The 24,587-nt window shown below is 68.2% G+C and carries 22 protein-coding genes, 1 tRNA gene and 3 pseudogenes; 20 read left to right on the top strand and 6 right to left on the bottom strand.

From position 1 onward, the window contains the following. The first annotated feature begins 11 nt into the window (after positions 1-11). The 5 genes and pseudogenes from LLH23_12530 to LLH23_12510 all read left to right on the top strand — a co-directional run bounded on the left by LLH23_12530 (position 12) and on the right by LLH23_12510 (position 3,648). A complete protein-coding gene (locus LLH23_12530) occupies positions 12-809 on the top strand; it encodes an FkbM family methyltransferase (protein MCE5239299.1) in 798 nt (265 codons plus the stop codon). Positions 810-885: 76 nt separating this feature from the next. Further along, positions 886-2,175, top strand: a complete 1,290-nt coding sequence (gene eno, locus LLH23_12525) for a phosphopyruvate hydratase (GenBank protein MCE5239298.1) — start codon at positions 886-888, stop codon at positions 2,173-2,175. 198 nt (positions 2,176-2,373) lie between these two features. Further along, a complete protein-coding gene (locus LLH23_12520) occupies positions 2,374-2,940 on the top strand; it encodes a hypothetical protein (GenBank protein ID MCE5239297.1) in 567 nt (188 codons plus the stop codon). Between the two features lie 333 nt (positions 2,941-3,273). Beyond that, positions 3,274-3,477: pseudogene (locus tag LLH23_12515) on the top strand (S-layer homology domain-containing protein). Positions 3,478-3,528: 51 nt separating this feature from the next. After that, positions 3,529-3,648 (top strand): annotated as a pseudogene (locus LLH23_12510) (collagen-like protein). A 1,596-nt stretch (positions 3,649-5,244) separates the two neighbouring features. On the opposite strand, the gene LLH23_12505 reads toward LLH23_12510, so the two are convergent. Both LLH23_12505 and LLH23_12500 read right to left on the bottom strand, forming a co-directional pair. Next, positions 5,245-6,351, bottom strand: a complete 1,107-nt coding sequence (locus tag LLH23_12505) for a Gfo/Idh/MocA family oxidoreductase (protein MCE5239296.1) — start codon at positions 6,349-6,351, stop codon at positions 5,245-5,247. A 107-nt stretch (positions 6,352-6,458) separates the two neighbouring features. Beyond that, positions 6,459-7,457: a hypothetical protein gene (locus tag LLH23_12500; protein MCE5239295.1), complete on the bottom strand. Its 999-nt coding sequence runs from the start codon at positions 7,455-7,457 to the stop codon at positions 6,459-6,461. 227 nt (positions 7,458-7,684) lie between these two features. Between LLH23_12500 and LLH23_12495 the strand changes: the two genes are divergently transcribed. Next, positions 7,685-8,491 (top strand): class I SAM-dependent methyltransferase, encoded by an 807-nt coding sequence (locus LLH23_12495; GenBank protein ID MCE5239294.1) that lies wholly within the window; start codon positions 7,685-7,687, stop codon positions 8,489-8,491. Between the two features lie 90 nt (positions 8,492-8,581). On the opposite strand, the gene LLH23_12490 is transcribed toward LLH23_12495, so the two are convergent. Together LLH23_12490 and LLH23_12485 are read right to left on the bottom strand one after the other, a co-directional pair. Continuing rightward, positions 8,582-8,788 (bottom strand): hypothetical protein, encoded by a 207-nt coding sequence (locus LLH23_12490; GenBank protein ID MCE5239293.1) that lies wholly within the window; start codon positions 8,786-8,788, stop codon positions 8,582-8,584. A gap of 207 nt (positions 8,789-8,995) precedes the next feature. Next, positions 8,996-9,184, bottom strand: a pseudogene (locus LLH23_12485) (DUF1559 domain-containing protein). Between the two features lie 153 nt (positions 9,185-9,337). On the opposite strand from LLH23_12485, the gene LLH23_12480 reads away from it, so the two are divergent. Continuing rightward, a tRNA-Glu gene (locus tag LLH23_12480) sits at positions 9,338-9,412 on the top strand. A gap of 124 nt (positions 9,413-9,536) precedes the next feature. After that, positions 9,537-10,646, top strand: a complete 1,110-nt coding sequence (locus tag LLH23_12475) for a lytic transglycosylase domain-containing protein (GenBank protein ID MCE5239292.1) — start codon at positions 9,537-9,539, stop codon at positions 10,644-10,646. A gap of 84 nt (positions 10,647-10,730) precedes the next feature. Here the strand turns inward: LLH23_12475 and LLH23_12470 are convergent, their stop codons facing one another. Together LLH23_12470 and LLH23_12465 are read right to left on the bottom strand one after the other, a co-directional pair. After that, positions 10,731-11,447, bottom strand: a complete 717-nt coding sequence (locus tag LLH23_12470) for a gamma-glutamyl-gamma-aminobutyrate hydrolase family protein (GenBank protein MCE5239291.1) — start codon at positions 11,445-11,447, stop codon at positions 10,731-10,733. 48 nt (positions 11,448-11,495) lie between these two features. Next, entirely contained in the window at positions 11,496-12,668 is a 1,173-nt protein-coding gene (locus LLH23_12465) for a hypothetical protein (protein MCE5239290.1), read from the bottom strand. Positions 12,669-12,809: 141 nt separating this feature from the next. Here LLH23_12465 and LLH23_12460 point away from each other — a divergent pair, with 141 nt between their 5' ends. From LLH23_12460 to LLH23_12405, 12 genes are all read left to right on the top strand, one after another. After that, complete coding sequence (locus tag LLH23_12460; GenBank protein MCE5239289.1) at positions 12,810-13,304, top strand: hypothetical protein; 495 nt, start codon at positions 12,810-12,812, stop codon at positions 13,302-13,304. Next, positions 13,301-13,504: a PEP-CTERM sorting domain-containing protein gene (locus LLH23_12455; protein ID MCE5239288.1), complete on the top strand. Its 204-nt coding sequence runs from the start codon at positions 13,301-13,303 to the stop codon at positions 13,502-13,504. Before LLH23_12460 ends, LLH23_12455 begins: the two co-directional genes overlap by 4 nt. After that, a complete protein-coding gene (locus tag LLH23_12450) occupies positions 13,497-14,243 on the top strand; it encodes a 3-oxoacyl-ACP reductase FabG (protein ID MCE5239287.1) in 747 nt (248 codons plus the stop codon). Before LLH23_12455 ends, LLH23_12450 begins: the two co-directional genes overlap by 8 nt. Positions 14,244-14,311: 68 nt before the next feature. Continuing rightward, positions 14,312-16,582 carry a beta-ketoacyl-[acyl-carrier-protein] synthase family protein gene (locus LLH23_12445; GenBank protein ID MCE5239286.1) on the top strand — a complete coding sequence of 757 codons (2,271 nt, stop codon included), beginning with the start codon at positions 14,312-14,314 and terminating at the stop codon, positions 16,580-16,582. Beyond that, complete coding sequence (locus tag LLH23_12440; GenBank protein ID MCE5239285.1) at positions 16,579-17,553, top strand: thiamine pyrophosphate-dependent dehydrogenase E1 component subunit alpha; 975 nt, start codon at positions 16,579-16,581, stop codon at positions 17,551-17,553. The genes LLH23_12445 and LLH23_12440 overlap by 4 nt, the downstream gene beginning before the upstream one ends. A 14-nt stretch (positions 17,554-17,567) precedes the next feature. Further along, positions 17,568-18,392 carry a HEAT repeat domain-containing protein gene (locus LLH23_12435; protein ID MCE5239284.1) on the top strand — a complete coding sequence of 275 codons (825 nt, stop codon included), beginning with the start codon at positions 17,568-17,570 and terminating at the stop codon, positions 18,390-18,392. A 5-nt stretch (positions 18,393-18,397) separates the two neighbouring features. Further along, on the top strand, positions 18,398-19,366 hold the full coding sequence (locus tag LLH23_12430) for an alpha-ketoacid dehydrogenase subunit beta (protein ID MCE5239283.1): 969 nt from the start codon (positions 18,398-18,400) through the stop codon (positions 19,364-19,366). Beyond that, positions 19,257-20,219, top strand: coding sequence for a glycosyltransferase family 2 protein (locus LLH23_12425; protein MCE5239282.1), 963 nt, complete (start codon positions 19,257-19,259; stop codon positions 20,217-20,219). Before LLH23_12430 ends, LLH23_12425 begins: the two co-directional genes overlap by 110 nt. A 384-nt stretch (positions 20,220-20,603) precedes the next feature. Then, positions 20,604-21,038 carry an outer membrane protein assembly factor BamE gene (locus tag LLH23_12420; GenBank protein ID MCE5239281.1) on the top strand — a complete coding sequence of 145 codons (435 nt, stop codon included), beginning with the start codon at positions 20,604-20,606 and terminating at the stop codon, positions 21,036-21,038. Positions 21,039-21,110: 72 nt separating this feature from the next. Then, positions 21,111-23,327 (top strand): hypothetical protein, encoded by a 2,217-nt coding sequence (locus LLH23_12415; GenBank protein MCE5239280.1) that lies wholly within the window; start codon positions 21,111-21,113, stop codon positions 23,325-23,327. 50 nt (positions 23,328-23,377) lie between these two features. Continuing rightward, a complete protein-coding gene (locus tag LLH23_12410; GenBank protein MCE5239279.1) occupies positions 23,378-23,635 on the top strand; it encodes an acyl carrier protein in 258 nt (85 codons plus the stop codon). Positions 23,636-23,640: 5 nt separating this feature from the next. After that, positions 23,641-24,468, top strand: coding sequence for an alpha/beta hydrolase (locus LLH23_12405; GenBank protein ID MCE5239278.1), 828 nt, complete (start codon positions 23,641-23,643; stop codon positions 24,466-24,468). The last annotated feature ends 119 nt before the right edge of the window (positions 24,469-24,587 follow it).

The following is a 24,587-nucleotide window of genomic DNA, read 5'->3' as shown; positions in this document are numbered from 1 at the left end:
AGGCACCTCACTTGCCGGGTTTCACGCTCTACGCCTCGTTCCCGCGGCTGACCAAGTCGTGGGGGTGGGTGCAGCGACACGTCGGTGGGGTGGGCACCCGGATCCTGGCTGACCATGCCGAGTTGGCGCTGCCCACCGGTGACCTGCTGTGCTGCGGCACCTCGGCGCGAGCGCGGCGGGTGGCGATCAAGACATACTTCGAGGTGGCCTACCTGGGCCAGTACCTGCGGCACCACCGGCCGCGGCCGGGGGATGTCATCTTCGACCTGGGCGCCCACCTGGGCTGCGCGATGTTGCCGTGGGCGCGGCTGGTGGGCGACACCGGACATGTCTACAGTTGCGAGCCGGAGCCGGAGAACGCGGCGTACCTGCGGCAGACCGTCGCGACGAATGGGCTGCGCAATGTCACTGTCGTGGACCGGGCCATTGGGGCGACCGAGGGCATAATCCAGATGAGTCTCGCGCCGACCAGTCGCGGCCATAGCGGGGCGTTTGAGCTTGGCGGCGGCACGGTCGAGGTGGCTGCGTCCACCGTGGACCGTCTGGTCGCCGAGCTCGACCTGGAGCGCGTGGATCTGATCAAGATGGATGTCGAGGGCATGGAGGCCGACGTGTTGCGCGGCGCGGCCGAGACGCTGCGCCGTTGTCGCCCCCCTGTCCTGATGGCGGCGTATCACCGGCTGGACGATGCGGTCGAGCTGCCACGGCTACTGCGGGAGATCGTGCCCGACTACCAGTTCACGGCGGACCATCCCGCGTGGACGGAGTTCGATATCTACGCCTGGTGTGAGGCCCTGCCGGGCCGCTGACCGGTCGTGTCGGCCTGGTGCTGTCCTAACAGTCTTGTCCTGTCCCGCGCAGGGCAGTCATTCGGAGGTGGTAGACGTGACGACCATAGTAGAAGTAACCGGTCGCGAGATCATGGACTCGCGCGGCAACCCGACCGTGGAAGTGGACGTCATTCTGGATTCGGGTGCGATGGGGCGGGCCGCCGTTCCGTCCGGCGCCTCGACCGGCGAGCGCGAGGCGCTCGAACTCATGGACGGCGACAAGGGCCGCTACGGCGGCAAGGGCCGCACCAAGGCCGCCGCCAATGTCAATGAGATCATCGCCCCCGAGCTCGTCGGCCTCGACGCCACCGACCAGATCTTCATTGACGAGCTGATGTGCACGCTCGACGGCACCGAGAACAAGAGCAAGCTCGGCGCCAACGCCGTGCTGGGCGTGTCGCTGGCGGTGGCCAAGGCCGCGGCCGTGGCCGTGGGCCTGCCGCTGTACCAGTACATCGGCGGCGTGTCAGCCCGGCAGCTCCCCGTGCCGATGATGAACATCATCAACGGCGGCAAGCACGCGGACAACAACGTGGACCTGCAGGAATGGATGATCATGCCGGTCGGCGCCCCGTGCTTCCGGGAAGCCCTGCGCATGTGCGCCGAGATCTACCACGCACTGGCCAAGATCCTCAAGGACCGCGGGCTGTCCACCGCCGTGGGCGACGAGGGTGGCTTTGCGCCGAACCTCGACAGCAATGAAGACGCCCTACGCGTCATCATGCAATCGGTCGAGAAGGCCGGCTACAAGCCCGCCGACGACATCATGATCGCGCTGGACCCGGCGGCCAGCTCCTTCTACAGCGCTGAGAAGGGCAAGTACATCCTGGAGGGCGAAGGGCGCGAGCTGTCCAGCGAAGAGATGATCGCCTTCTACGCCGACCTGTGCAGCCGCTACCCCATCATCTCCATCGAGGACGGTCTCGATGAGAACGACTGGGAGAGCTGGCCCAAGCTGGTAGCGGCCATCGGCGACAAGGTCCAGATCGTCGGCGACGACCTGACCGTGACCAACGTCAAGTACCTGGAGCAGGCCATCGGCCTGAAGGCCATCAACGCCATCCTGATCAAGGTCAACCAGATTGGCAGCCTGACCGAGACGCTGGCGGCCATCGAGATGGCCAAGCGCGCGAACATGACGGCCGTCGTCTCCCACCGCAGCGGCGAGACGGACGACGCGACGATCGCGGACATCGCGGTGGCGACCAACGCCGGGCAGATCAAGACCGGCGCGCCCTGCCGCATTGACCGCGTCGCCAAGTACAACCAGCTCCTGCGCATCGAGGAGCAACTGGGCCAAGTGTCGCGGTACCTGGGCCGCAAGGTCTTCTACAACGTCGGGTAGGCCCTGGCCATCCGGATCACACACCGGGGACGGCCGGCTCCGCGCTGGCCGTCCCCGCTGCTTTTGCAGCGGGGTAACATTTGCACTCAATAGGTGGTTGTCAGCGTCCGACCACCTGGGTATAATGCCCGTGCAGTCGCCTCTCTCAGACGGGCGCTCGCGTCCGCACAGCAAACATCGAGGCCAGAGGAGTGCGACATGGCTGCACCGGCGGGTGAGGGACCACGGTCCCCACTGCTGCGCAAAGCGCTGCCAGTCCTGGCGATACTGCTGGGCCTGAGCTTCAGCATTGATACCGATTCGCTTTTCCCTCTGTTGCGTGGGGGAGAGACGACTGAGACGATTCTCAGCCGCTCGCAATACTACCAGCGTCTGATCGTCTCCAACGACGCCCTGCAGACACAGGTGCGGTACCTTGGGACCCGTGAGGGCGGCAAGTGGGCCGTCTACCGCTACCAGGGCCTAGTGGAGCCGGGCCAGCAGGTGGGCCGGGTGGTCGAGGCGCCGGCGGTCGCGCCAGCGCCGCTTAGCCAGGCGCAACGCATGCGGAACTGGATCGCGGCGACCGAGGAGTACGGGGCTCAGGTCGTGCATGGCCTGTGGCAGATGGCCCTGTGCTACGGCGGTTTCCGGCCGCTGGACCAGCCGCCGCCAGGGCGCAACGAAGGCGCCGCCGACGTGTCTAACACACCGGGGACGGGGGGCACGAACAGCGCGGGGGTAGGTGGGAACCAGCAGCCTCCGCCGTCACCTTCGCCCCCGTGATCGCCGCCATGATTCGAGGTTGACTTCCGCCAACAGGGTGTGCTAACCTGTTTTCGGTTGTAACAGGCGTGCATAGCGTACTTTGACGGATAGTGACAACACGTATCTTCGCGTTCTGACGGTCCACACCGGCACCGAAGGGAGGGACTCCCGCCTGATCGTCAGGTCCCAACGCTTGGAGAGCGGAGGGAACGGTTCGCCTCTGGAGCAAGCCCGAAGGAAACATGGTCACTTCGGCAACGCTCCTCCCGCGTCCGCCTTCCGCGGGGCCCGCGATCCCGAGTTGTCTCGGGGCGCCCCGGCCCCCAAGGGAATACAAGGAGGAGAAAGCTAATGAGGAAGCTGATTGTGGTTGCCGTACTGGCCGTAATCGTCGCGGCGCCTGTCTTTGCGCAGGCTGCCAACCCGGCGCAGACCGTCCCCTTCGACCACTGGGCCTATGACGCGGTTCAGCAGCTCGTGGACAAGGGCATTATCATCGGCTACCCCGATGGTACCTTCAAGGGCGACCGCGCGATGACTCGCTACGAGTTCGCGATGGCCATCAGCCGGCTGCTCGACGTCGTGAAGCAGCAGGCGCCCAAGGACGGCAAGGACGGCGCCCAGGGCCCGCAGGGCCCCCAGGGCCCGGCCGGTCAGGCCGGCGCTGCCGGTGTTGCTGGCGCTCAGGGCCCCGCGGGTCCCGAGGGCAAGCAGGGCCCGGCGGGTGTTGTTGACGAGGCCAAGATTGCCGCTCTGGTCAACAAGCTGTGCGACGAGTTCAAGAACGAGCTCAAGGACATGCGTGGCGACCTGGATGCTGTGACGGATGATGTCGCGGACCTGACGGACCGCGTCACCTATCTCGAAGAGCAGGCCAAGGGCCCCAAGGTCTTCGGCTGGATTGACTACCGCATGGCGTTGGCGGGCGACAAGCTCGACTTCGACAGCACCTGCGACAACATGACCGCGATGGTCGGCGTTCAGGGCAAGGTCACGGACGCGCTGTCCGCTCGCCTGGCTCTGAAGGTCCGCGACTCCGACGCGCCCTACACGATCTGGACCCCGGTCTATCCGTACGAGCGGCCGGTCGACAGCAACTGGGGCGAGAACATCTGGTTGGACGAGGCCGTGCTGGTTGCCAACAGCACCTGGCTGACCCCCGCCACGTGGTCCTTCGGTCGGCAGTTCCAGAGCTACGGCATGGGCCTGCTCGTCAACAACGAGCGGGAGAGCCAGCAGGGCGTTCGCCTGCAGGTCAAGGACGTCTTCGACACCAACATCGATCTTGATGTGTTCGGCGGCGGTGTCAGTGGGACGTTCACCGATGGCGTGAACGGCCCCTATGACTGGAACTACAACTTCGAGAACGTCTGGAGCTACAACGATGGCTACATCAGCGCCCGCGCGGCGTATGCGCGGCCGACATGGGCCCTCGGCTTCAACTGGCTCCAGGACGGCGTGAACAAGGAGCAGGGCTGGTCGGCTGATCTGTCCGCTCAGATCTGGGGTCGCGATGTGCGCGTGGAAGTGGCCCAGCAGCTCAAGCGCGCGGTTAGCCCCCAGGGCGGCGACGCTGACATCGACGACGACAACATGGCGATCATGGCGTCGGCCGACATCTGGCGCGGCAGCAACTGGCGCCTGACCGGCTACTACAGCGAGGCGGATGTCAACTACGCCCCGGTGTACTCGGCCCTGACCCCGTACTACGAAGTCGTGGATGCCAATGTGGACGCTGCGGCGTACGCCGGCGGCCCCGTACCGTGGGAGAAGTGGCTCCGCAATCCGTTGGTTGAGACCGGCTACCGCATCCTCGGTGGTCACCTCGAGTTCCGGATTGGCTCCGTGCCCTTCACCGTCGCCTACTTCGACCGCGACGCCAAGGATGGCGCCCCGGACGAAGAGTACGACGCGCTGTTCGCTATCGGCACCAGCAAGCAGCTGGCCGACGGCATCACCGCGAACCTGACCTATGCTCGCCAGCAGGCCGCGTACTCCGCTCTGGAGGACCTGCAACTGCTGCAGGGCAGCGTGACCGTGGGCTTCTAGTTCACTGCCACGTCGTCAAGTCACACAGAAGGGCTCCGGCTTCGGCCGGAGCCCTTTTCTTGTGCGAGCCGGAAGGCCGAGGGGCGGGAGCCGGGAGCCGGGACCCGGGAGCGCACGATGGCGGGCTGAGAGCCCGCACTACACTGATGGGGCGTGGGACCGTGGTTGACCCCTGGCCCGACTTACGACCCGCGTCTCGGTCCGCGGAAGCAACGCGGCCACTGCCCTGGGGCAGTGGCCGCGATCGTCCTCGACGATCAATGGGGGCACGGCTTAGCCGATGCCGGGGCCGTCCTCGTCGTAGGACAGCGGGAACTCGACCGTCGCGCCGCCCTCGCGAGACGACTTGTAGATGGCTTTGATGACCTCAACGGCGCGTCGCGCCTCGCGGCCGGGGATCTCCGGCTCGCGGTTCTCCTTGATGGCGCCGCACAGGTCCATGACGTGGGCGGTGTGCCCCGTGGCGGTCAGGGCCGTGGGGTCGGAGGCGGTGTTGGGGCCGCCTGAGGCCTCCTCGGCCTGGTCCTCATCGCCGGGGACGTCCCACTTGGAGATGCGGTCGCTGTTGAGCACGATGGTGCCCTTGTCGCCGCTGATCTCGATCTGGCAGTCGTAGCCGGGCGTGACGGAGGTGGTGCCCTCGATGACGCCGACCGCGCCGTTGACGAACTCCACTATCGCGACGGCGGTGTCCTCGACCTCGATGTTGCGGACTAGGCGGCGGGCGTAGGCGCTCAGCCGCTTGACGTCACCCATCAGGAAGAGCAGCAGGTCAATGCCGTGGACGCCCTGGTTCATGAGCGCACCGCCGCCGTCCAGCGCCCAGGTCGCGCGCCAAGCGCCGCTGGCGTAGTACTCGTGGGAGCGGAAGTACTTCTGATAGGCATCCCCGAGCACAAGCTTGCCGAGCTTGCCGGACTTGACGGCCTCGCGGACCTTCTTGGACTGGGGGGTCGTGCGGCGCTGGAAGACGCCGGACAGCTTCACGTTGGCGTCCTCGCAGGCCTTGATGGCCGCGTCAATGGCGCGCAGGTTGATGTCCAGGGGCTTCTCGCACAGGATGTGGCGGCCAGCAGCGGCGGCGGCCATGCAGCATTCGGCGTGCAGACCGCTGGGGGTGCAGACCGACACAGCGCGGATGTCATCGTCCTTGAGCATGGCCTCGATCGAGTTGTACGCCCGCAGGCCGTACTTGTCAGCGAAGGCCTTGGCCCGCTCGGGGACGATGTCACAGCAGGCCACAAGGCGCGCCGTGCCGGACGCATTGACGGCGCCTGCATGGGTGGGGGCGATGACCCCACACCCGACGATGCCCCAGCCGATGCGGTCGTCGGACTTCTTGGGGGCCGCCTTCTTGGCGGCACTGGTCTTGGTCGGCATAGGAACTCCTCCGGGGTTGGTGTGAGACAGTTGGCTCTGTCGCTTCGACAGGTGTATGCAATCGTGCAGAGGGGCGGGCTCTGCAGAGCCCGCCCACACGCTTCTGCCTACTCGCCGCCCACCAGGGCCTGCAGCATCTCGGTCAGGCAGACGATGGCTTCGGCGGTGGCGTCAACGATCGGCGCGGGGGGCTCATAGCCCATGGTGCCCGCAGCCCAGGTACCGTTGGACATCTGGCTCTCGACAATCTGGTTGCAGACGGCCTCGACGATGTTGCGGAGCGTGGCCACGCCGCTGACGGCGTACACCATCGCTGCGCCCCAGCCGAACCACCAGCCGTTGGGGGTGTCGTAGCGGCCCGAGCCGGCGGAGTCGGCGAACTGGATGTAGCTCTGCGCGGCCCGCAGGTGCTCGTCATCGCCGGTCACCTCGTAGAGCTTGGCCAGGAAGCCGGCGGCGAGACCGGGGACGAAGTACCACTGATCGTTCGCGCGCAGCGTCAGGGCGAAGGCGGGAGCCTGGGACTCGTCCCACTCGTTGACCAGGTGGTCGCCGCGCTGCTGCACGAAGAGGAGCTGGCTGCCCAGCTTGGGCTGGCGGTCGTACATCGAGACGAGGAAGTTGCCAGTCGCCTCGGCCTCGGCCACGCGGCCCGTGGTCAGCATCGCCAGGCCGGCCAGCGAACTGGTCATCAGATCCTGCATGCCGTCGAGGCTGGAGGCGGGGCCGATGGTCAGGAAGCCGCCGGTCTGCGGGTGCTGCAAGGTGGACAGGAAGTCGCTGCTGCGCAGCGACATGCCAAACTGGCCAAGGCGGTGGGCGCCGCAGATGAGCCAGGAGTTGGCGTAGTGGTAGAAGGAGGCGAGCGGCCCCTCGCGGTCAAAGCGGAGGGTGAAGTCGCCTTCGTCGTCCATGATCTGCTGCTGAATCCAGCTGCAGAGGCGTGCGCCCCGCTCCAACTGCCCCGTCACCGCCAGGGCGTAGGGAATCTTGTGAAAGGTGCTCAGGCCGTGCTCGATCGGCCGGAACGAACCGTCCGGCTCCTGTTGAGTCAGCAGCCATCTCAGGCCGTTGACCACAGCCTGCCGGTAGGTGCGGATCTCCATGCGCTTCTCCTCAGACCTCGCGGTAATCACTACAACGGAGACGAAAAAACAGCCCAGACACGCCACAGCGTCCCTGTGCGAGTAAAGCCACCTGGTAACCATTCCCCGCCATGGCCGCGATGACCTTCGCGGCGCCACCAGTATAGTGCAGCGGGCCTCCGGGGGCAAGGGCGACGAAGCGCGCGACCGCCGCAGGAAACGTCGGCGAGGGGGCGAACGAGAGAGACATGAGGGACAGCCGGCTGATCGAGCCCGCCAATGAATACGAGGAGTGGCTGCTGGAGTTCGACCGGCGCGACATTGACGCGGCCGATCCGCGCAGCCAGTGGGCACTGAAGTACCGCAGCCGCCTGCAGCGGGCGCTGCGGGCGCTGGCGGACCTGCCGGAGGGGGCAGTGGTGCTGGAGGCCGGGTGCTCCCAGGCCAATGCGAGCTTGCTGGCGGCGGAACGGGGGCTGCGAGCCGTGGGGCTGGATCGCGAGTGGCGAGCCCTGGCCTACGCCCGCCGGAAGCATGAGCGCGGCGACCTGGCGCTCCTATGTGGCCAGGCTGAGCATCTACCGCTGGGCGACGAGACCTGCGCGGCCGTCCTGGCGCTGGAGATTCTCGAGCACCTCCCCGATCCCTCGGCCGCGCTCCGGGAGATGCGGCGCGTCCTGCGTCCCGGCGGGCGACTGATCATCAGCACCCCGAACGCCGACTTCGCCCACGAACGGCTGCCCAGCTATGCCCGCCGGCCGCCGACGCCGGCGGCGGGGCAGGGGGCCGATGCCGAGGGCCACCTGTTCGCCTTCACGCCGGCGGAACTGCGGGAGTTGGTGCGTGGCGCGGGGTTCGCGGTGTGCGCCGCGGGGTACGAGGGCTCCATGGTGATGTCCGACCGGCTGTGTCTGAATCGCATTCTACCGCCGGCGACCTTGCTGCGCCTGAGCCGGTTGCTCAACCGGTGCCCGGGGGCGCGGCGCGTGTCCTACGGGTGCTTTGTGGTAGCGACGAGAGCCGACAGGCCCGGTCCCACGTGTGGAGCCCAGTAGGGGCGGGCGGCCTCGCCCGCCCCGCTGTCCGGCGCGCGGGCGAGGCCGCCCGCGCTACGGCGAGGAGCGGCGCAGACCGACGGACGGACGCTACGGATGCAGCCAGGCAGTCCGGCTGAGCGTCGTCCAGCTGACCACGACACTGTTCTTGAGCCACTTGGCGTGGCCGTCGCAGAAGCCGACATTCTCGCCTTCGTTGTGCCGGTTGCCGATGTACCAGTTGCTGCCGTACGGTCCCTGAGCCACGGGATCGGGCCAGCACCACACGCAGTAGACGCAGTGGGCGAGGGCGTCCATGAGCATGTAGTTGTCGGCCGGGGCTGTCAGTTGGCCCAGCGAGATGCCGCCGCCCCAGCCATCCACGCGCGTGTGGCGGTAGTTGAAGCCGTAGGCCACCGCGCCGGTGGAGTCGCTCGGGCAGCGCAGGATCTGGGTGTTCTTGATGTACGGTTGCACCGTGCGGTCCCACCAGAGGTAGGACATGGCGCCCGGGTCGGGCGTCAGAGGCAGCCGCTCATCATAGTCCTGGGCATAGGAGAGGATGCCCAGCATCAGTTGCTTGACGTTGGCGAGGCACGAGGTCTGCCGTGCCTTCTCTCGGGCCTTCGCGAAGACGGGGAAGAGAATGGCGGCCAGGATGGCAATGATGGCAATGACTACGAGCAGCTCGATCAGCGTGAAACCTCGTCGCATGGTGCATCCCTCCCGTTGTGGGTGCTATCATCATTCATATTCGCGCTGCACCGCCCGACCTCCTGCCATGTGACTGCCCCATGCGAGCCAGAGCTGGAAACGGGTTGACCCTGGGGCCCGATTCCGCTATAATCAACCTCGTCAACTGAAGGTGCCCCCATGGTCTAGTGGTCAGGATACCGGATTCTCAGTCCGTAGGCCGGGGTTCGACTCCCCGTGGGGGTACCAACAAACAGACAATCGCTCGTCAGCCGGCTCGTTGGAGGCGGCTCGGGTTCAGCCTTCAGAGACCGCGCCTCGGTGCGGTCTTTGTGTTTGCGGGCATTGGCGAACCGCTCACATGGAGACACCCATGCGCCATCACATCGTAGCCATGGGGCTGGTACTGTTGGCTGGCTCGTGCCTGCCGGCGGCGGAAGCCCCGATGAAGGACAATGCCCGCGAGTACCTGGCGCTGCGGGCCACGCTGCAGGCAACGACGCTTGACGCCATGCAGGCCGGCGGCCCGCGCAGCCCCTGGCGCGGCAAGACTGTCGAGGTGTACGGGCGGATCGTGGGGCGAACGGCGGGCTCGGCGGCCCGCGCCACCCCCGCGACCATCATGCTGCAGTTCCCCGGCGTGCGCGAGTTGCTGCTCCTCGACGTTCCCGACGAGCAGGGCCCGGCCGCGATTGACAACATCGTCCATGTCCTGGCGCAACTGCCCGCCAACGCCAAGCCGACTGACCGGTTCACGGTGAAGGCCATCATCCTGGAAGCCGACCTACCAGCGGCCGAGCAACGCTACGCGGCCGACACGGCCAACAACCCGACGCCCGTGGCCGGGGCGATCAGCCAGCAGGTGGGCACCAGCACTGGCGTCAAGGAAGGCAAGAACGCGCCCGATGCTGTCGAGACGCCGGCTCCTCCCGCTCCTCCCGCCCCCCCACAGCAGACCGCGACGCGACCGGGATCGCAGATGCCCACCCCGCAGCTCAAGGGCGTCTCGGACAATACGGTCGGTGTCTGGAAGCAGTGGGTCCGCCGGATGAACTCGAAGCTGACCGACAGCCAACTGGAGCTGATCGTCCGGTCGGTCATCTACTACTCGGCGCTGTACGGCGTGGACCACCGGCTGTCGTTCTCGATGATCAAGTGCGAATCCGACTTCGACCCGAGCTGCCTGTCGCATGCCGGGGCGTCGGGTCTGTGCCAGCTCATGCCGGGGACCGCCGCGGGCCTGGGCGTGGACCGCTGGGACATCGAGCAGAACATCATGGGGGGGATCAAGTACCTGTCGGATCAACTGCACGCCTACTCGAACCGTTCGAACTACGAGCAGTTCGCGCTGGGTCTGGCGTCCTACAACGCCGGGCCGGGGGCAGTCAAGCGCGCCGGGGGCGTCCCCAACATCCCTGAGACCGTGCGGTATGTGAAGAAGGTGGGGGACCTGTTCGTGCAGTTGTACCGGACGATGCCGTGAGAGGCGGAGGCGGGGACCGAACGGCGGGAACGCGGGAACGGTGAGGCGGCAACTGAGGTCGTCAGCCGCCGCCTGCCCCCATCGCTATCCGGCCGTCGTGACGAACCCCCGGAAGATCGCGGCGATGAAGTCATGACGCGGGGCCATGAGTTCGGGATGGAACTGTAGCCCGAGGCAGAAGCTTGCCTCGGGCTTTTCGATGGCCTCGGTCACGCCGTCGGCGGTGTGAGCCGTGGCGACGTAGCCGGGCGGCAGATCGCGTACCGCCTGGTGATGGAAGCTGTTGACCATCGCCTTCGGGCGGCCGGTGAGCCTCGCCAGCAGCGAGTCCGGCGCGATCTCGATCTCGTGGGTGCCGTACCAGCCGGGGGCCTTCTGGCTGTGCTGGAGGGCATTGGGGACCTGCGACGGGATGTCCTGAGCGAGGCTACCGCCGGCGAAGACGGCCATGGACTGGATGCCCCGGCAGATGCCCAGGACCGGCAGGTCCCGCTCCCCGGCGAGACGCAGCGCGATCTGGTCCAGTTGGTCGCGCAGGGGCGTGACAGAGCCGAGGGCCGGGAGCGGCTGCTCACCGTACAGGTCTGGCGACACGTCCGCCCCGCCGGTTACGAGGAGGCCGTCCGCGCGGTCCAGCAGCGCGGCGATGCCGGCGGCATCGCTCAGCAGCGGTAGAATGAACGGCACTGCGCCGGCGGCGAACAGAGCGTCAATGTAGGCGCGGGGGGTGAAGTCGTGGAGCGAGAAGTCTCCGACGGCGGTCTGCTGCTGGTTGGCGAGAATGGCGATGATAGGGGGCATGGCCGGACATTCGTCGCGGCCATGCCCCAGCCCTGCCAGGCCCTCGCCTCACGAGGTCTTGGGCTTGATGAACAGCACCTCGCCGTAGTCTACCCAGCCGGTTCTCAGGTCGCACCGGAACCAGCCGTCGCTGTTCTGGTGGTGGAAGCGTGTGGGTGAGCGATGCCCGAGCTCCTGTAGGTCGTGCTGCGCCCAGGTATTGCCCGCATCGGTGGAGATGATGAGGCCGCAGGCCATGGGCGAGGCCGGCGCGCAGTGTGAGGCCAGGATCGTGTTGCCCTCGATGATCATGTTGCCCGACTCGACCTCGGGGTTGAACAGCAGCGTGTGCTTGTCCTGACACGTCAGTTCCTCGGGCGCGCAGCGGAACACGCCCCGGTCATAGGGCTCGCGGCAGTTGGAGTCGCTGATCCAGTAGAGCTGTCCGTCGACGAAGGTGATCCCGCCGGCCTTGTAGCGGGAGTTCATGCGGTCGGAGACAAGCACTTCCCAGGCCCACTGGTCGGCCGCGTCGTCGTACTTGCCGCGCAGCCAATGGCACTCGTATCCCTCGGGCTTGTCGTGGTCGCCGGTGCACGAGTAGAAGGCGTCCTCGGCGGGGTTGTAGGCCACGGTATGCACGTGCCGGCAGCAGATGGGGTTGTCGGGATTCCCGAGCGGCGTTCCCTCGGTGCCGCCTCCCCCCGAGCCGTCGTCGTGGGTGTACGGGCTCTGCCCGAACGAGTAGGCGATCTTCACGCTCTCGCCGCCGTCGGTGGAGTAGTAGATGTTGACCGGGGCCGCGCCGCCGACCACGTTGCAGTAGTTCCCCCAAATGAGCATCTCCCTGCCCTTGACGTCAAAGGTGTTGACGCCCGGGATCGTGTGGAAGTACCAGCCCGGCCGGTCCGGGTTCTGGGGCGTGTGCAGGAGATAGGGGCTCCCGTCCACGTCCTGCACCGTGATCTCGCGGCAGGTCTTCAGGCTATCGGTGCTGACGTACAGCTTCGCGAGGGTGGCGAAGACGACGTTCCCGTTCCCGAGGATGCAACTGAACGTGATCTTGTCCGCCTCGGGAAAGGCCAGGCTGTGCGGCCAGGTCTCGCCGTTGTCTTCCGACAGCCACAGCCGCCCCTCGCCATGGGCGAAAGCCTTGTTGTCGCGCTGCGAGTCGATGTACTTGTCCTGCGGGCCCAGCCGGTACCAGAAGTGGTCCGTCTCGCCGATCTGTGTCTGGGGCATCTTGACGCCTTCTCTCGGATTGGTGTCTCCGACCGGCGGGAGCTGTTCGTCGTTACTCGCAGCCGCACCTGCGACGGGGCGCGCGCTGACGGCGTTCGTGGTTCCTCGGCCCCCGCCTGTATGCTATACTGACGCAAGACCATGGGACATCTGCTACGCATTGAGAAGTGGGCTGAGAACCTCGATGAGGTGACGCTGAATCGCTGGCTGAAGCACGAGGGGGACGCGCTGGCGGTCGGCGATTCGCTGTGTGAGATCATCACCGACAAGGCCACCTTCGAGTACGAGATGGAGGTGGCGGGAACGCTGCGGCGCGCGTACGCCACCGACAAGAGTGTCATCCCCATCGGGTACGCCATCGCCTTTGTGGGTGAGCCCGGGGAGGCGCTGCCCGAGGATGTGGAGGCCGAGAACGCGCGACTGCTGGCCGAGCACCAGGCCGCGGCGCGGACAGATCTGGACCTGAAGGCCAAGCTGGCTCAGGCGCTGGCGGGGCGGCGCGTACGGGCGACGCCGGCGGCGCGGCGGGTGGCCCGCGAAGCCGGCGTGGGGCTGGAAGAGGTGGCGGAGTGGCTGGGCGAGGACCGGCCCGTGGATGACGCCGATGTGCGCCGCTACCTGCAGGAGCGATCATGAGCGAATCGGCAGAGCCTCCGCGCGAGTCATGGTGGCGGCGGACACGCCGCCGGGCGGGATGCCTGGCCGGCTGCCTGACTGAGCCTCTGGTCATCCTCGGTCTGGTCGTGGGTGGTCTGTTTGCGGGGTGGCTGTGGAAGCGCAAGAGACGCCCGGCTCCGGAGTCCCCGGCGGCCGAGGATGTGGAGACGCATGGCTGATCTGAGCGGTCGGCGGGCGCTGGTGACGGGGGCCTCGCGCGGGCTGGGGCGGGCGATTGCCCTGAAGCTCGCGGAATGCGGCGCCGACGTGGCCGTCAACTATGTGAAGAGCGAAGCAGCCGCGCAGGAAGCCGTCGCCGCCATCGTGGGCATGGGGCGCCGGGCCGTCGCGGTGCAGGCTGATGTCGCCGACGAGGCCGCCGTCAAGCGGATGGTGGCGCAGACGGTGGCGGAACTGGGCGGCCTGGACATCCTCGTCAACAACGCCGGTCTGGTGCAGGATCAGTACCTGGCCTTCATGAGCGCTGAGCAGTTCCGCCATGTGCTGGACGTGTGCCTGACCGGGGCGTTCTTTTGCAGCAAGGCCGCCGTGCGACACATGATGAAGGGCAAGTGGGGGCGGGTCGTCAACATCTCGTCTGATGCCGGGCTGATGGGTGACATCCAGCGGGCCAACTATGCCGCGGCCAAGGCGGGGATGATCGGCCTGACCAAGTCACTGGCGCGCGAGATGGCCGCACAGGGCATCACTGCCAACGCGGTGGCGCCGGGGATCATTGAGACGGACCTGACAGCCGACATGCCGGGCCCCAGGCGCGAGGGACTGCTGGAGATCATCCCCCTGAAGCGCTTCGGCCGCCCGGAGGAAGTGGCGGCTCTCGTCGCCTTCCTGTGTTCGGAGCAGGCGTCGTATGTGACCGGGCAGGTGCTGGGGGTAGACGGCGGGCTGCGCATGTGATCTTTCGCCTGTTCACGCGGGAGCCGGCGAACAATCTGCCGGCTCCTCTGTTCTTGTAAGGCATGGACATGAAACGTGTAGTGGTGACAGGTCTGGGCGCCGTGACTCCGCTGGGACAGAGCGTGCCTGTCTTCTGGCAGCGGCTGTGCGCGGGCGAACGCGGGTTGCGGCGCATCAGCCGCTTCGACCCTACCGGCCTGCGCAATGAGCTGGGCGGGGAGGTCTGCGACTGGCGCTTCGACACCGAGAGCTTCGGGCTGATGCAGGCGCCTGACCTGGCGACACAGTTCCTGCTGCAGGCAGCGCGGGAAGCAGTGGGCGATGCCGGCCTCGAGGGGCGGGGTACGAGCCCCCGCCCTACAGTCGGGGCGGTGCTGTCCACGAACTTTGGCGGTGGGGAGTCGTGGGAGGAATGGTGTCGGGTTCTGCGGGATGGCGCTCCCTTCACCCCCCCCCTTAGGGGGGGGCAGGGGGGGGACGCCGTCCTACCCCCTGCCCCCTCGTGCGCTCGCTCGCGAGCGCGGAAGGGAGGGGGGAACGGCCCCTTCACTGAGTTCGCCTTCCATACGGCGCTCGGGCACTTGCGCGAGGTGTTCGGGCTGGAGGGGCCGCTGAGCCTGCTGTCCATCGCCTGTGCCTCGGGGGCCGCGGCCATCGGCTATGCCCTGGATCTGATCCGCGCCGGGGAAGCAACGGCCATGCTGGCGGGGGGGCATGATGCGCTGGCGCCCACGCCCCTGTCCGGCCTCTCGACCCTCCACACGATCACGGCTGAGGACATCCGGCCCTTCTCCGCCGACCGCAGCGGCACCCTGTTTGGCGAGGGCGCCGCAGTGCTGATGCTCGAAGAGCTGGAACATGCCCGGGCGCGCGGCGCGCATGTATATGCCGAAGTCCTCGGCTCGTGGCAGAACAACAACGCCTACCATCTGACCGCCCCCGATCCCGGCGGGGCGGGCATGGCGCGGGTGCTGGAGTCGGCCCTGGCCGACGCCGGCCTGCCGCCCGAGCAGCTTGAGTACATCAACGCCCACGGCACCGGCACCAAGCCCCATGACGCGGCCGAGACCGAGGCCATCAAGACCGTGCTGGGCACCCACGCCTACGAGATCCCTGTCAGCTCCATCAAGGGCGCGATCGCGCATCTCATGGGGGCGGCGGGGGCCATCGAGGCCATCGCCACGGTCCAGACCATCGCGACCGATGTCGTGCCCCCGACCGTCAACTACCGCGAGCCCGACCCCGAGTGCGACCTGAATATCGTACCCAACGTAGCGCAGGAGGCGTCGGTGCAGTATGCAGCGACGATCTCGGCAGGCGTAGGCGGCAGCAACGCCTGCGTGGTTTTCGGGCCGCCGCCGGCGAGCGAACCGGGCACGAGGGCACAGGTTCCTGCCGCTAGCCCCCGCCCTACATGGCGTCGCGTCGTCATCACCGGGGTGGCGCCGATCAGCGCCATCGGCATCGGGCGTGAGGACTTCGCCGCCGGCTTGCGCGAAGGCCGCGAGGGACGCCGACCGCCGGAACGGCTGGTCGAGGGCCATGACCTGCCGCTGCTGGCCGAATGCCTCGACTTCGTGGTCGAGGACTACCTGGAGAGCGAGAAGACCTATCTGGACCGCTGCTCGGAGCTGGCACTGGCGGCCTGCGCGCTGGCCTGGCAGGACGCGGGGCTGGACTGGCGCTCCCTGTCGCGCCCGCTGGTGGGGCTGTGCCTGGGCACGGCGTACGGCTGCCTGGACTCGATGCAGAACATGACCGACCGGGTGCAGAGCAAGGGTGTGCGCTTCGGCTCCCCTGTCATCTTCACCCACTCGTTCGCCAACAGCCCCACCAGCCTGGCGGCCATCGAGTATGAGATGCAGGGCCCGACCTCGACCTTCTGCGTGGGGGACGTGTCGGCAGGCAGCGCCCTCGACTATGCGTGGCGGTTGGTGGCCGATGGGCGGGCCGAGGTGATGCTGGCCGGTGGGGTAGAGGCGCTGAGCCTGCCGCTGGTAGTGGCGCGATCCATCGCGCCAAGCTCCGGCGCGATGAATCGCGCCACTACGCCCGGGGAGGGGGCGTGTATGCTGGTGTTAGAGAGTGCCGAACATGCGCAGGCACGGGGCGCGGCGGTGCTGGCTGAGATCGTGGCATGCTCGCTGCAGGAGGCGGGGGAGGGGGCGGCGGCGAAGGAGCCCTGGCGCGCGCCGGAGCAGCTCGGGCACACGTTCGGGGCCGCGCTGGCGCTGGACCTGGCCGCGGGGTTGCTGGCGGACGCGCCGGCGGAGTTCGTGGTGCAGCGGCGCGATCCGGCCGGCTGCAGCGCCGCCATCACCGTACGGAGACTGTCGTGAGCATTCCCCCCCAGGAAGCCGTGGCCCACTACCGGCTGATGCTGCTCATCCGCCGCTTCGAGGAGCGGCTGGCGGACCTGTTCAGCGAGGGCGTCATCACCGGCACCTCGCACTTCTGCGTGGGGCAGGAAGCCTGTGCCGTCGGGGCGGTCGCGGCCCTGCAGCCCGATGACCTCGTGACCTCCAATCACCGCGGCCATGGCCACTTCCTGGCCAAGGGGGCAGACCCGGGGCGGCTGCTGGCCGAGCTGTCCGGCAAGGCCACGGGCTACTCGGGCGGACGCGGCGGGTCGCAGCACATGGCCGACTTCAGCCTTGGCTTCCTGGGCTCCAACGGCATCACCGGGGGCATGATCCCCATCGCCACCGGCGCGGCGCTGGCTCAGAAGCGCCTGGGGACCGGCCGGGTCGTACTGTGCTTTTTCAGCGACGGCGCCTCCGGGACCGGGGCCTTCCACGAAGCGGTCAACATGGGCGCCATCTGGGACCTGCCCATCGTGTACCTCCTGGAGAACAACGCCTACGCGATGAGTACGCCCACAGCCGAGGCGTTCCGGGTCGGCGATCTCGCAGAGCGTGCGGTGGCCTATGGCATCCCGGGCGTGAGCGTAGACGGCAACGACTACTTCGCCGTGCGGGAGGCGGCGGCCGCCGCTGTGGCCCGGGCGCGTGCCGGGGCCGGGCCGACGCTCATCGAGGCCAAGACTTACCGGTGCTGCGGACACTCCAAGAGTGACAGGCGCGAGTACTGCCCGGTGGACGAACTGGCCCACTGGCAGGAGCGCGACCCACTGCGACTGATGCGGCAGGCGCTGGAGCAGCAGGGGTTGCTGGATGAGGCGCGGGTCCAGGAGATTGCGGCCGAGGTCGAGAGCGGCCTGGAGGCGGCGGCCGAGTTCGCCCGCTCGAGTCCCGATCCCGATCCGACGACCGCCGCGCAGGGCGTGTTCGCCGGCCTGACAGGCAGTTGAGCGGGGTGAGCCCCATGGACAGTCAGTCCCAACCGAGGCGGGGTCTGGCCAGCTTGCTGGGTGACGTCGTGGCGGTGGTCGCCAGCGCCGCGCCCGACGAGGCCCGGGCCGGCCTGCTGGTGCAGATGCTGGGTCACGACAACCCGACGATCGTGTGGGGGGCGCTGCAGGAACTGGCGCGCGTCGGTCAAGCCGACGCCATCGAGGCGATCGAGCCCCTGCTGTCACACGGCGATGTGACGATCCGGCGCGCGGCCGAGGAGGCGCTGCGCCGCATTGAGCAACGCACAGGGCCGGGAGGCCGAACGGCAGCCGGGGGAAGTGTGCGCGCGAGCAGCCACCAGCCACCGGCGCCGCCCCCACCGCCCCCGCCTGTTGCCGCCGTGCCGTTGCGCCCGCGCCCGCCGTATGTCCCGCCTCCCATTGGGCCGACCGCATGGCCACCGGCGCCGCCGCCCCCTCCTCCGCCCCCGCCGCCCGTGCCGACGGCAGCGCCTGTTCGAGCGCCGACGCCGCAGCGGGGCCGAGCTGCACCGCCGCCGCCCGCCCCCAGGCCGGCGCCCAGGCCCGCGCCGGCGCCCGCCCCGACCGAGATGAGCGGGAACGTCACGAGCACGGCGCCGGTGCAGGAGCAGCGCGCAGCCACCGCACACGCGCCTGAGCTGACCGAACGGCAGGTCATGGGCGGGATGCTGCCACTGCCGGCGAGCATGGCCGCGACCGTGCCCGATCTGCCGGCGCTGGGGCCCATTGCCGAGGGGCGGCCGCCGCTGCCGGACCTGGCGCCCATCCCACCGGCCGGAGGATCCTGGTCCGAGACCCTGAGCCCTGAGCCGTGAACCCCATGTACTACTCCCACGCCATACGCGCCGCGCTCGAAGAGGAGATGGAGCGCGATGAGAGCGTCATCCTGATCGGCGAGGACATCGCCGCGTACGGCGGCGCGTTCAAGCTGACCGCCGGGATTGCCGAACGGTTCGGACGCGAGCGCGTGCTCAACACGCCCATCGCCGAGGGGGGCTTCGTGGGCGTGGCCATCGGCGCGGCCATGGCCGGCCTGCGGCCCGTGGCCGAGATCATGTTCATGGACTTCATCACCCTGGCGGTGGACCAGCTCGTCAACCATGCCGCCAAGTTCCGCTACCAGTTCGGCGAGCAGTGCCGCGTGCCGATCGTGGTGCGCTGCCCGGCCGGCGCGGGGCGGGGCTATGGGCCGACCCACTCGCAGAGTCTGGAGCGGTTCTTCGTCGCTACGCCGGGCCTGCGGGTCGTCGCCCCGGCCACGGCGGCCGATGCCAAGGGGATGCTCAAGAGCGCCATCCGCTGCGATGATCCCGTCATCTTCATCGAGAGCAAGATCCTGTACGGGCGGCAGGGGGAAGTCCCCGAGGGCGACTATGTGACACCGCTGGATCAGGCGCGCGTGGCGCGTGAGGGCACGGATGTCAGCCTGATTGCTTATTCGCGGATGGTCGAGGAGGCCCTGAAGGCGGCGGAGGCACTGGCCGAGCTTGGTGTCGAGGCGGAGGTCCTCGACCTGCGCAGCCTGGCGCCGCTGGACACGGCCGCCATACAGGCAACGGCGGAGAAGACGGGGCGGGCAGTGGTCGTCGAGGAGGGGACACTGACCGGCGGGGTGGGGGCGGAGGTCGTGGCGCGCATCATGGAGACGAGCTTCGACTTCCTGCAGGCGCCGCCGCGGCGTGTGGCGGCGGCCGACGCGCCGGTTCCGTCCGCCCGCGTGCTCGAGCAGGCCGTCATCCCCGACTACCGCACCATCGCCGAGGCGGCGGCGGAGGTGGTGGCGTATTAGCACCACCCTCATCGTCGTCAGCTACAACAAGCGTCCGTACACGGAGCTATGCCTGCGCGGGCAGCTTGACTGCACGCCACCGCCCGACCAGATCGTCGTCGTGGACAACGGCTCGAACGACGGCAGTGTCGAGATGCTGGCGCAGGTGCAGGCCGAGGCGCGCCGGCAGGGGCTGGGCTTCGAGGTCATTCTCAACACGGGTAATGTCGGGGCATGCACGGCCCGCAACCAGGGCCTGGAGATCGCGACCGGCGACCTGATCGGCTTCATGGACAACGATGTCGCCGTGCGACACCGGAGCTGGCTGGCCGGGCTGGCGGCGGTGTTGCAGGGCTCGGAGGCGAACGGGATCGTGGGGCCGAAGCTGGTGTACCCCTTCGCGCCATACGACGTCGAGTGCGCCGGGGCGGCCATCTCGCGGGGCGGGCGCGTGCAGTACCGAGGGCGCGGCAGCGCGCTTGACGCTCCGCGCTGGAACGAACCTACCGAGGTCCAGTGCCTGATCAGTGCCTGCTGGCTGATGAAGCGGGAAGTGGTCGCGCAGGTCGGGGGCCTCGACGAGGCGTTCAACCCGGCGCAGTTCGAGGACTTCGACTTCTGCTACCGGGCGCGCCAGGCGGGGTGGAAGGTACTGGTCGAGCCCTCGGTAGAAATGTATCATTTCGAGAACGTCACGACCGACGGTTCGCCGGATGTGAAGTTCCGCTATGTCACGATGAGGAACTGGGTGGAATTCAAGCGACGCTGGCGGGAGGTGTACGAGCAGGAAGACGGCCCGGACGAGAGCGACTGCGGGTGGGCGGCGCTGGAGACGCGGCCTCTGGAGAAGACAGGCGTGCCGCCGATGGTTTGACGCCGATGGCATCTGCCTGGATGTAGCCGGTCAACCCCGAGACACTGCCATACGTTCTGTCTCCGCCGCGCGGCGGAGCAGATCCACAGGGGAGGTCTCGAATCCATGGCTCGCAAGGTGAAGCCGTCGAAGGAGCCCACGTCAGCCGCCGTACAGGAGTGGATCAGCAGACAGCAGGCCGAGTCTCAGCCACCGGGGGCAAAACCGGCCGCCCCGCCCTCCGCTCCCGCCGTGGCACCACCCGCGTCGCCGGCACCGCACGCCGCTCCCGGCTCGGCTCCGGCATCCGTACCCATCGGGCCGCCCGCGCCCATCTCGGCGCCGCCGCGGCCGGAACCCATCGTCCGGAACGATGCTCAACTGGAGACGTTCCCGGTCGCGAAGGTGATCGCGCTCTGCTGCGTCGTGGTCCTGGTGGGGGGCGGGGTGTTCGGCGTGATGAAGTTCATCGGGAACAAGGCTGCGGCCACACCGAAGCTGGGGAAGGCGGAGATCAGCCAGCTCCAGAGCGGCATGACGCCGGAGCAGGTGCAGACGGCCCTGGGGAAGCCACAGTCATCCCACGATGGCCTGCGTGGCCCCCGCGAGAGCAAGCTCGATCGCGCCATGGAGGCGTGGTACGTTGAGTACTACCGCAAGGGGACGCTGCTGCTCGCCTACAACAAAGAGAAGAAGCTGATCGAGGTGGCGGTGGGGGAGACGCCGGACGAGTACTACCAGCGCAAGGAGAAGCAGGTCAAGGCCCTCTGGGAAGACTACCCGGAGACCGGCTTCATACACCAGGATGTCTGGCGCCCGAACATGGGACCGGGGATGTAGCCCCGGCCCGACAGGCAAGGGGACGGCAAGTCGGGCGTGACGGATGCCTCCTGGGAACACGGCAGGGATAGCATGACCGTACTGACCGCCCCCCGTCTGGCCTTGCTCAGGGAACAGGCCACTGCCGTCAAGCGCGAGCCCGACATGGAGCGCGCCACGCTGCTGACCGAGGGCTACCAGGCGCACCTGGACGAGCCCACCGTCGTGCGGCGGGCCGCGGCGCTGGCCCATGTGCTGCGCGAGAGCACGCCACGCATCCTGCCCGGCGAACTCATCGTCGGCTATCAGGCCGCGACCTCGAACTGGAACCTGCTGTCGTACCCGGAGTTCTGGGGCGAGCAACCACCTCAGACCGGCGACGCCGAGCGCGATGCGGTGGTGCGCGAGCTGCACGGCTTCTGGGCGGCCCACCCGGAGTTCAGGGCGCGAGGGACGCTGTTCGGGCACTGCGTGCCGGGCTATGGGCGCGTGCTGCAGCGAGGCTTCCTGGCCCTGGCCGAGGAGGCCCGGGCCCTGCAGGGGGCGGCCACGGAGCGGCCCGCGTACTTCAACCTGGACTACAGCGCCGACGACTTCCGCCGGGCGATGGCGACGCTGGCCGAGGGCTGCGCGCAGTACGGTCTCAACTACGCCGCGGAGGCCGCGCGGCTGGCGGAGGCAGAGGCCGATCCCGAGCGCCGGGCCGAACTGGAGCGCATCGCCGAGGCGTGCGCGCGGGTCCCGGCCCAGGGGGCGCGGACCTTCCACGAGGCCCTGCAAGCCCTGTGGTTCTGCCTGCTGTTTGTGGAGCTGGAGGACCCGCCGAACGCGCACTCGCTGGGGAGACTGGATGTGCTGCTGGGGCCGTTCTATGAGGCGGACGTCGCGGCCGGGCGGCTCGACCGCGAGCAAGCCAAGGACCTGCTGACGGCGTTTTGGCTGAAGGTCTACAAGTCGTACGATGTGCAGAACGGCATGATCGGCGGGATGGACGCCGACGGGCGTGATGTCGCCAACGAGGTCAGCCGGCTGGTGCTGGAAGTGATGGATGAGCTGCACCTGGCGCGCCAGACCTCGGTCCGGTGGCACCGCGGCACACCGCGGGACTTCCTCGAGCAAGCCTGCGAGGTCATCTCGCACGGGCTCGACCAGCCCCAGCTCTTCAACGACGAGGCCATCGTCCCCGCGCTGGTCAAGAAGGGCATTCCCCTGGAGCACGCGCGGCAGTACGCGATCATCGGGTGCATCGAGGTCACCATCGCCGGGATGATGGACCCGCGCGCGGTGGCGTACTACTGCAACCTGCTCAAGTGCCTGGAGCTGGCGCTCAACGATGGGGTGGACATGCTCACCGGCGCCCAAGTGGGGCCGCAGACCGGGCCGGCCGAGAGCTTCGCCTTCGCGGACCTGCAGCGGGCGTACCACACGCAGCTTGAGGCAGACCTGGCGCGGGCGGTGCAGCGGCTGAGGGAGGCCGAGGCCGGCGGCGCGCGCACCTTCCCGATGCCGATGCTGTCGCTGTTCACCGACGAGTGCCTGGCCCGGGGCCTGGACATGACCGCCGGGGGGGCGCGGTACAACGCGACGAGCGTCTGCGCCATGGGCATCCCGAATGTGGCAGACGCGCTGGTGGCGATCCGGCGGCTGGTGTTCGAAGAGCAAGCAGTGACGATGGGGGAGCTGCTCACGGCGCTGCGGGAGGACTTCGCTGGTCACGAGGACCTGCGGCAGCAGTTGCTGCACGGCGCGCCGAAGTACGGCAACAACGAGGGTGACGTAGACGGGGTCGCCGATGGCCTGGCCGAGGAGTTCTGCGACTTGCTCGACCAGTTCCCTCACCCGCGTGGCGGGCGTTACCACGCGCACCTGTTCACCTTCACGCAGGCTATCGGCGGCGGGGCGGTGTGCGCGGCCTCGGCCGATGGCCGGCACGCGCGCGAGAACCTGGCCAATAGCCTCATGCCCCACCCGGGCCGGGGCCGCAGCGGACCGGCGGCGGCGCTACTGTCGGCGGCGCACATTGACCAGACCCGCGCCGCGGCCGGCACGTCGCTGATCTGCGAACTGCACCCGACGGCGCTGCCCCGTGGGGGCGAGGCGGAACTGCTCGCCGATCTGGTGACCACCTACTTCCAGGGCGGCGGGATGCATCTGGAGTTCAACATCGTGGGGGCGGAGCAGTTGCAGGCGGCGCAGCGGGAGCCGGAGAAATGGAGTCACCTGGCGGTGCGCGTGTCGGGCTACAGCGCGTACTTCACGACGCTGAGCCGGGAGATACAGGATCACATCGTGGCCAGGAGCGGGAACTGATCCGCTCGGCGGGGCCACCAGCGCCAAGCGCATGACAACGGAGGGTCTCGATGGCGGTTGATGAGCAACTCAAGCAGCAAATCAAGGACATGATCGTCGAGCGACTGTTCCTCAACGTCGCCCCGGCGGACATCCCCGACGCAGCCAATCTCATGGACGAGTACAAGATCGATTCAGTCAATCTGTTCGAGATCGTCGTGGGGTTGGAAGAGGAGTTCGGCATCACGCTGGAGGACACGGACTTCAGCACCGAGACGTTCTCGACGGTAGACAACATCGCCGCCTTCGTTGACCAGAAGCGGAGCTGACACGCATGGTCCAGGCGCCTGAGGCCGTCGCGGTCATTCCGGGGGCGGTGTCGCTGCACGCGGTCATGCACGCGTGCACCGAGGCTCAGCACCCCCGCTGGGGGCTGCTGTTCTGCGACCCCTTCGCCGAAGAGAAGAAGTGCGCCCATCGTGTGCTGGTCGAGGCCGCACGGACGTTCTGCGCGGCCGACATCGCCTGCGGGCGCTTCGATTACCGCGGCACCGGCGACAGCCCCGGCGACTTTGGCGAGGCAACGCCGGAGCAGTGGGTGGAGGACATCCTGGCGGCGGCTGACTACATGCGGCGCGAGTTGCACCTGTCAGCGCTGGGGCTGCTGGGGCTGCGGCTGGGGGCGGCGCTGGCCCTGCAGGCTGCGGCGGCCGGCGGCAATGTGGACTTCCTGGTGCTCTGGGAGCCGGTCATCAGCGGCAAGCAGTACCTCACCCAGAACCTGCGCCGCTCGCTGATCAAGGCGATGCTGACCGATGAAGAGAGGTTCGACGCGGGCAGCGTCCGCCGGGCCCAGGAGCAGGATGTCTTCGACTTCGATGGCTACCCCATCTCCACCGAGATGCGGCGGCAGATCGAGAGTCTCGACCTGCTGGGTGCCGAGCCGGACTTCAGCGGCCCGTCGTTGGTTGTGAACATCACCGTGAAGGAACAGCCGGGCGAGGCCTACCGCGAGCTGGCCGAGGCCCTCGGCGGGCGCGCCGTGGCCGTGCGGCAGGAGCCCTTCTGGGCACGCATCGGCCTGATCGAGGCGGGGCCCACCGTCGAGGCCACCGAGATCTGGCTCGCCGAGCAACAGGCCCGATGGACAAAGGATGGATGAGTGACGTAGGGGCTGCGGGCGGGGTCAGCCCCCTCCCGGACCTGCGGTCCGTCCGGGGACAGACCCCTCCGACAACGGGCACAGGCCCTGCGGGCGACGAGGATAGACCGCTTCACACA

It is taken from the genome of bacterium (assembly GCA_021372615.1).
Classification (GTDB): Bacteria; Armatimonadota; Zipacnadia; order Zipacnadales; family UBA11051; genus JAJFUB01.
Note: the sequence above shows the minus strand (reverse complement) of the source record. Positions and strands in the feature narration are given on the sequence as shown.

What these genes read in the sequence shown, in the direction of transcription:
- LLH23_12520 (MCE5239297.1), top strand. Translation starts at nt 2,374, where the DNA reads ATGGCTGCACCGGCGGGTGAGGGACCACGGTCCCCACTGCTGCGCAAA.
- LLH23_12505 (MCE5239296.1), bottom strand. Translation starts at nt 6,351, where the DNA reads ATGCCGACCAAGACCAGTGCCGCCAAGAAGGCGGCCCCCAAGAAGTCC.
- LLH23_12500 (MCE5239295.1), bottom strand. Translation starts at nt 7,457, where the DNA reads ATGGAGATCCGCACCTACCGGCAGGCTGTGGTCAACGGCCTGAGATGG.
- LLH23_12495 (MCE5239294.1), top strand. Translation starts at nt 7,685, where the DNA reads ATGAGGGACAGCCGGCTGATCGAGCCCGCCAATGAATACGAGGAGTGG.
- LLH23_12490 (MCE5239293.1), bottom strand. Translation starts at nt 8,788, where the DNA reads ATGGACGCCCTCGCCCACTGCGTCTACTGCGTGTGGTGCTGGCCCGAT.
- LLH23_12475 (MCE5239292.1), top strand. Translation starts at nt 9,537, where the DNA reads ATGCGCCATCACATCGTAGCCATGGGGCTGGTACTGTTGGCTGGCTCG.
- LLH23_12470 (MCE5239291.1), bottom strand. Translation starts at nt 11,447, where the DNA reads ATGCCCCCTATCATCGCCATTCTCGCCAACCAGCAGCAGACCGCCGTC.
- LLH23_12465 (MCE5239290.1), bottom strand. Translation starts at nt 12,668, where the DNA reads ATGCCCCAGACACAGATCGGCGAGACGGACCACTTCTGGTACCGGCTG.
- LLH23_12460 (MCE5239289.1), top strand. Translation starts at nt 12,810, where the DNA reads ATGGGACATCTGCTACGCATTGAGAAGTGGGCTGAGAACCTCGATGAG.
- LLH23_12455 (MCE5239288.1), top strand. Translation starts at nt 13,301, where the DNA reads ATGAGCGAATCGGCAGAGCCTCCGCGCGAGTCATGGTGGCGGCGGACA.
- LLH23_12450 (MCE5239287.1), top strand. Translation starts at nt 13,497, where the DNA reads ATGGCTGATCTGAGCGGTCGGCGGGCGCTGGTGACGGGGGCCTCGCGC.
- LLH23_12445 (MCE5239286.1), top strand. Translation starts at nt 14,312, where the DNA reads ATGAAACGTGTAGTGGTGACAGGTCTGGGCGCCGTGACTCCGCTGGGA.
- LLH23_12435 (MCE5239284.1), top strand. Translation starts at nt 17,568, where the DNA reads ATGGACAGTCAGTCCCAACCGAGGCGGGGTCTGGCCAGCTTGCTGGGT.
- LLH23_12430 (MCE5239283.1), top strand. Translation starts at nt 18,398, where the DNA reads ATGTACTACTCCCACGCCATACGCGCCGCGCTCGAAGAGGAGATGGAG.
- LLH23_12415 (MCE5239280.1), top strand. Translation starts at nt 21,111, where the DNA reads ATGACCGTACTGACCGCCCCCCGTCTGGCCTTGCTCAGGGAACAGGCC.
- LLH23_12410 (MCE5239279.1), top strand. Translation starts at nt 23,378, where the DNA reads ATGGCGGTTGATGAGCAACTCAAGCAGCAAATCAAGGACATGATCGTC.
- LLH23_12405 (MCE5239278.1), top strand. Translation starts at nt 23,641, where the DNA reads ATGGTCCAGGCGCCTGAGGCCGTCGCGGTCATTCCGGGGGCGGTGTCG.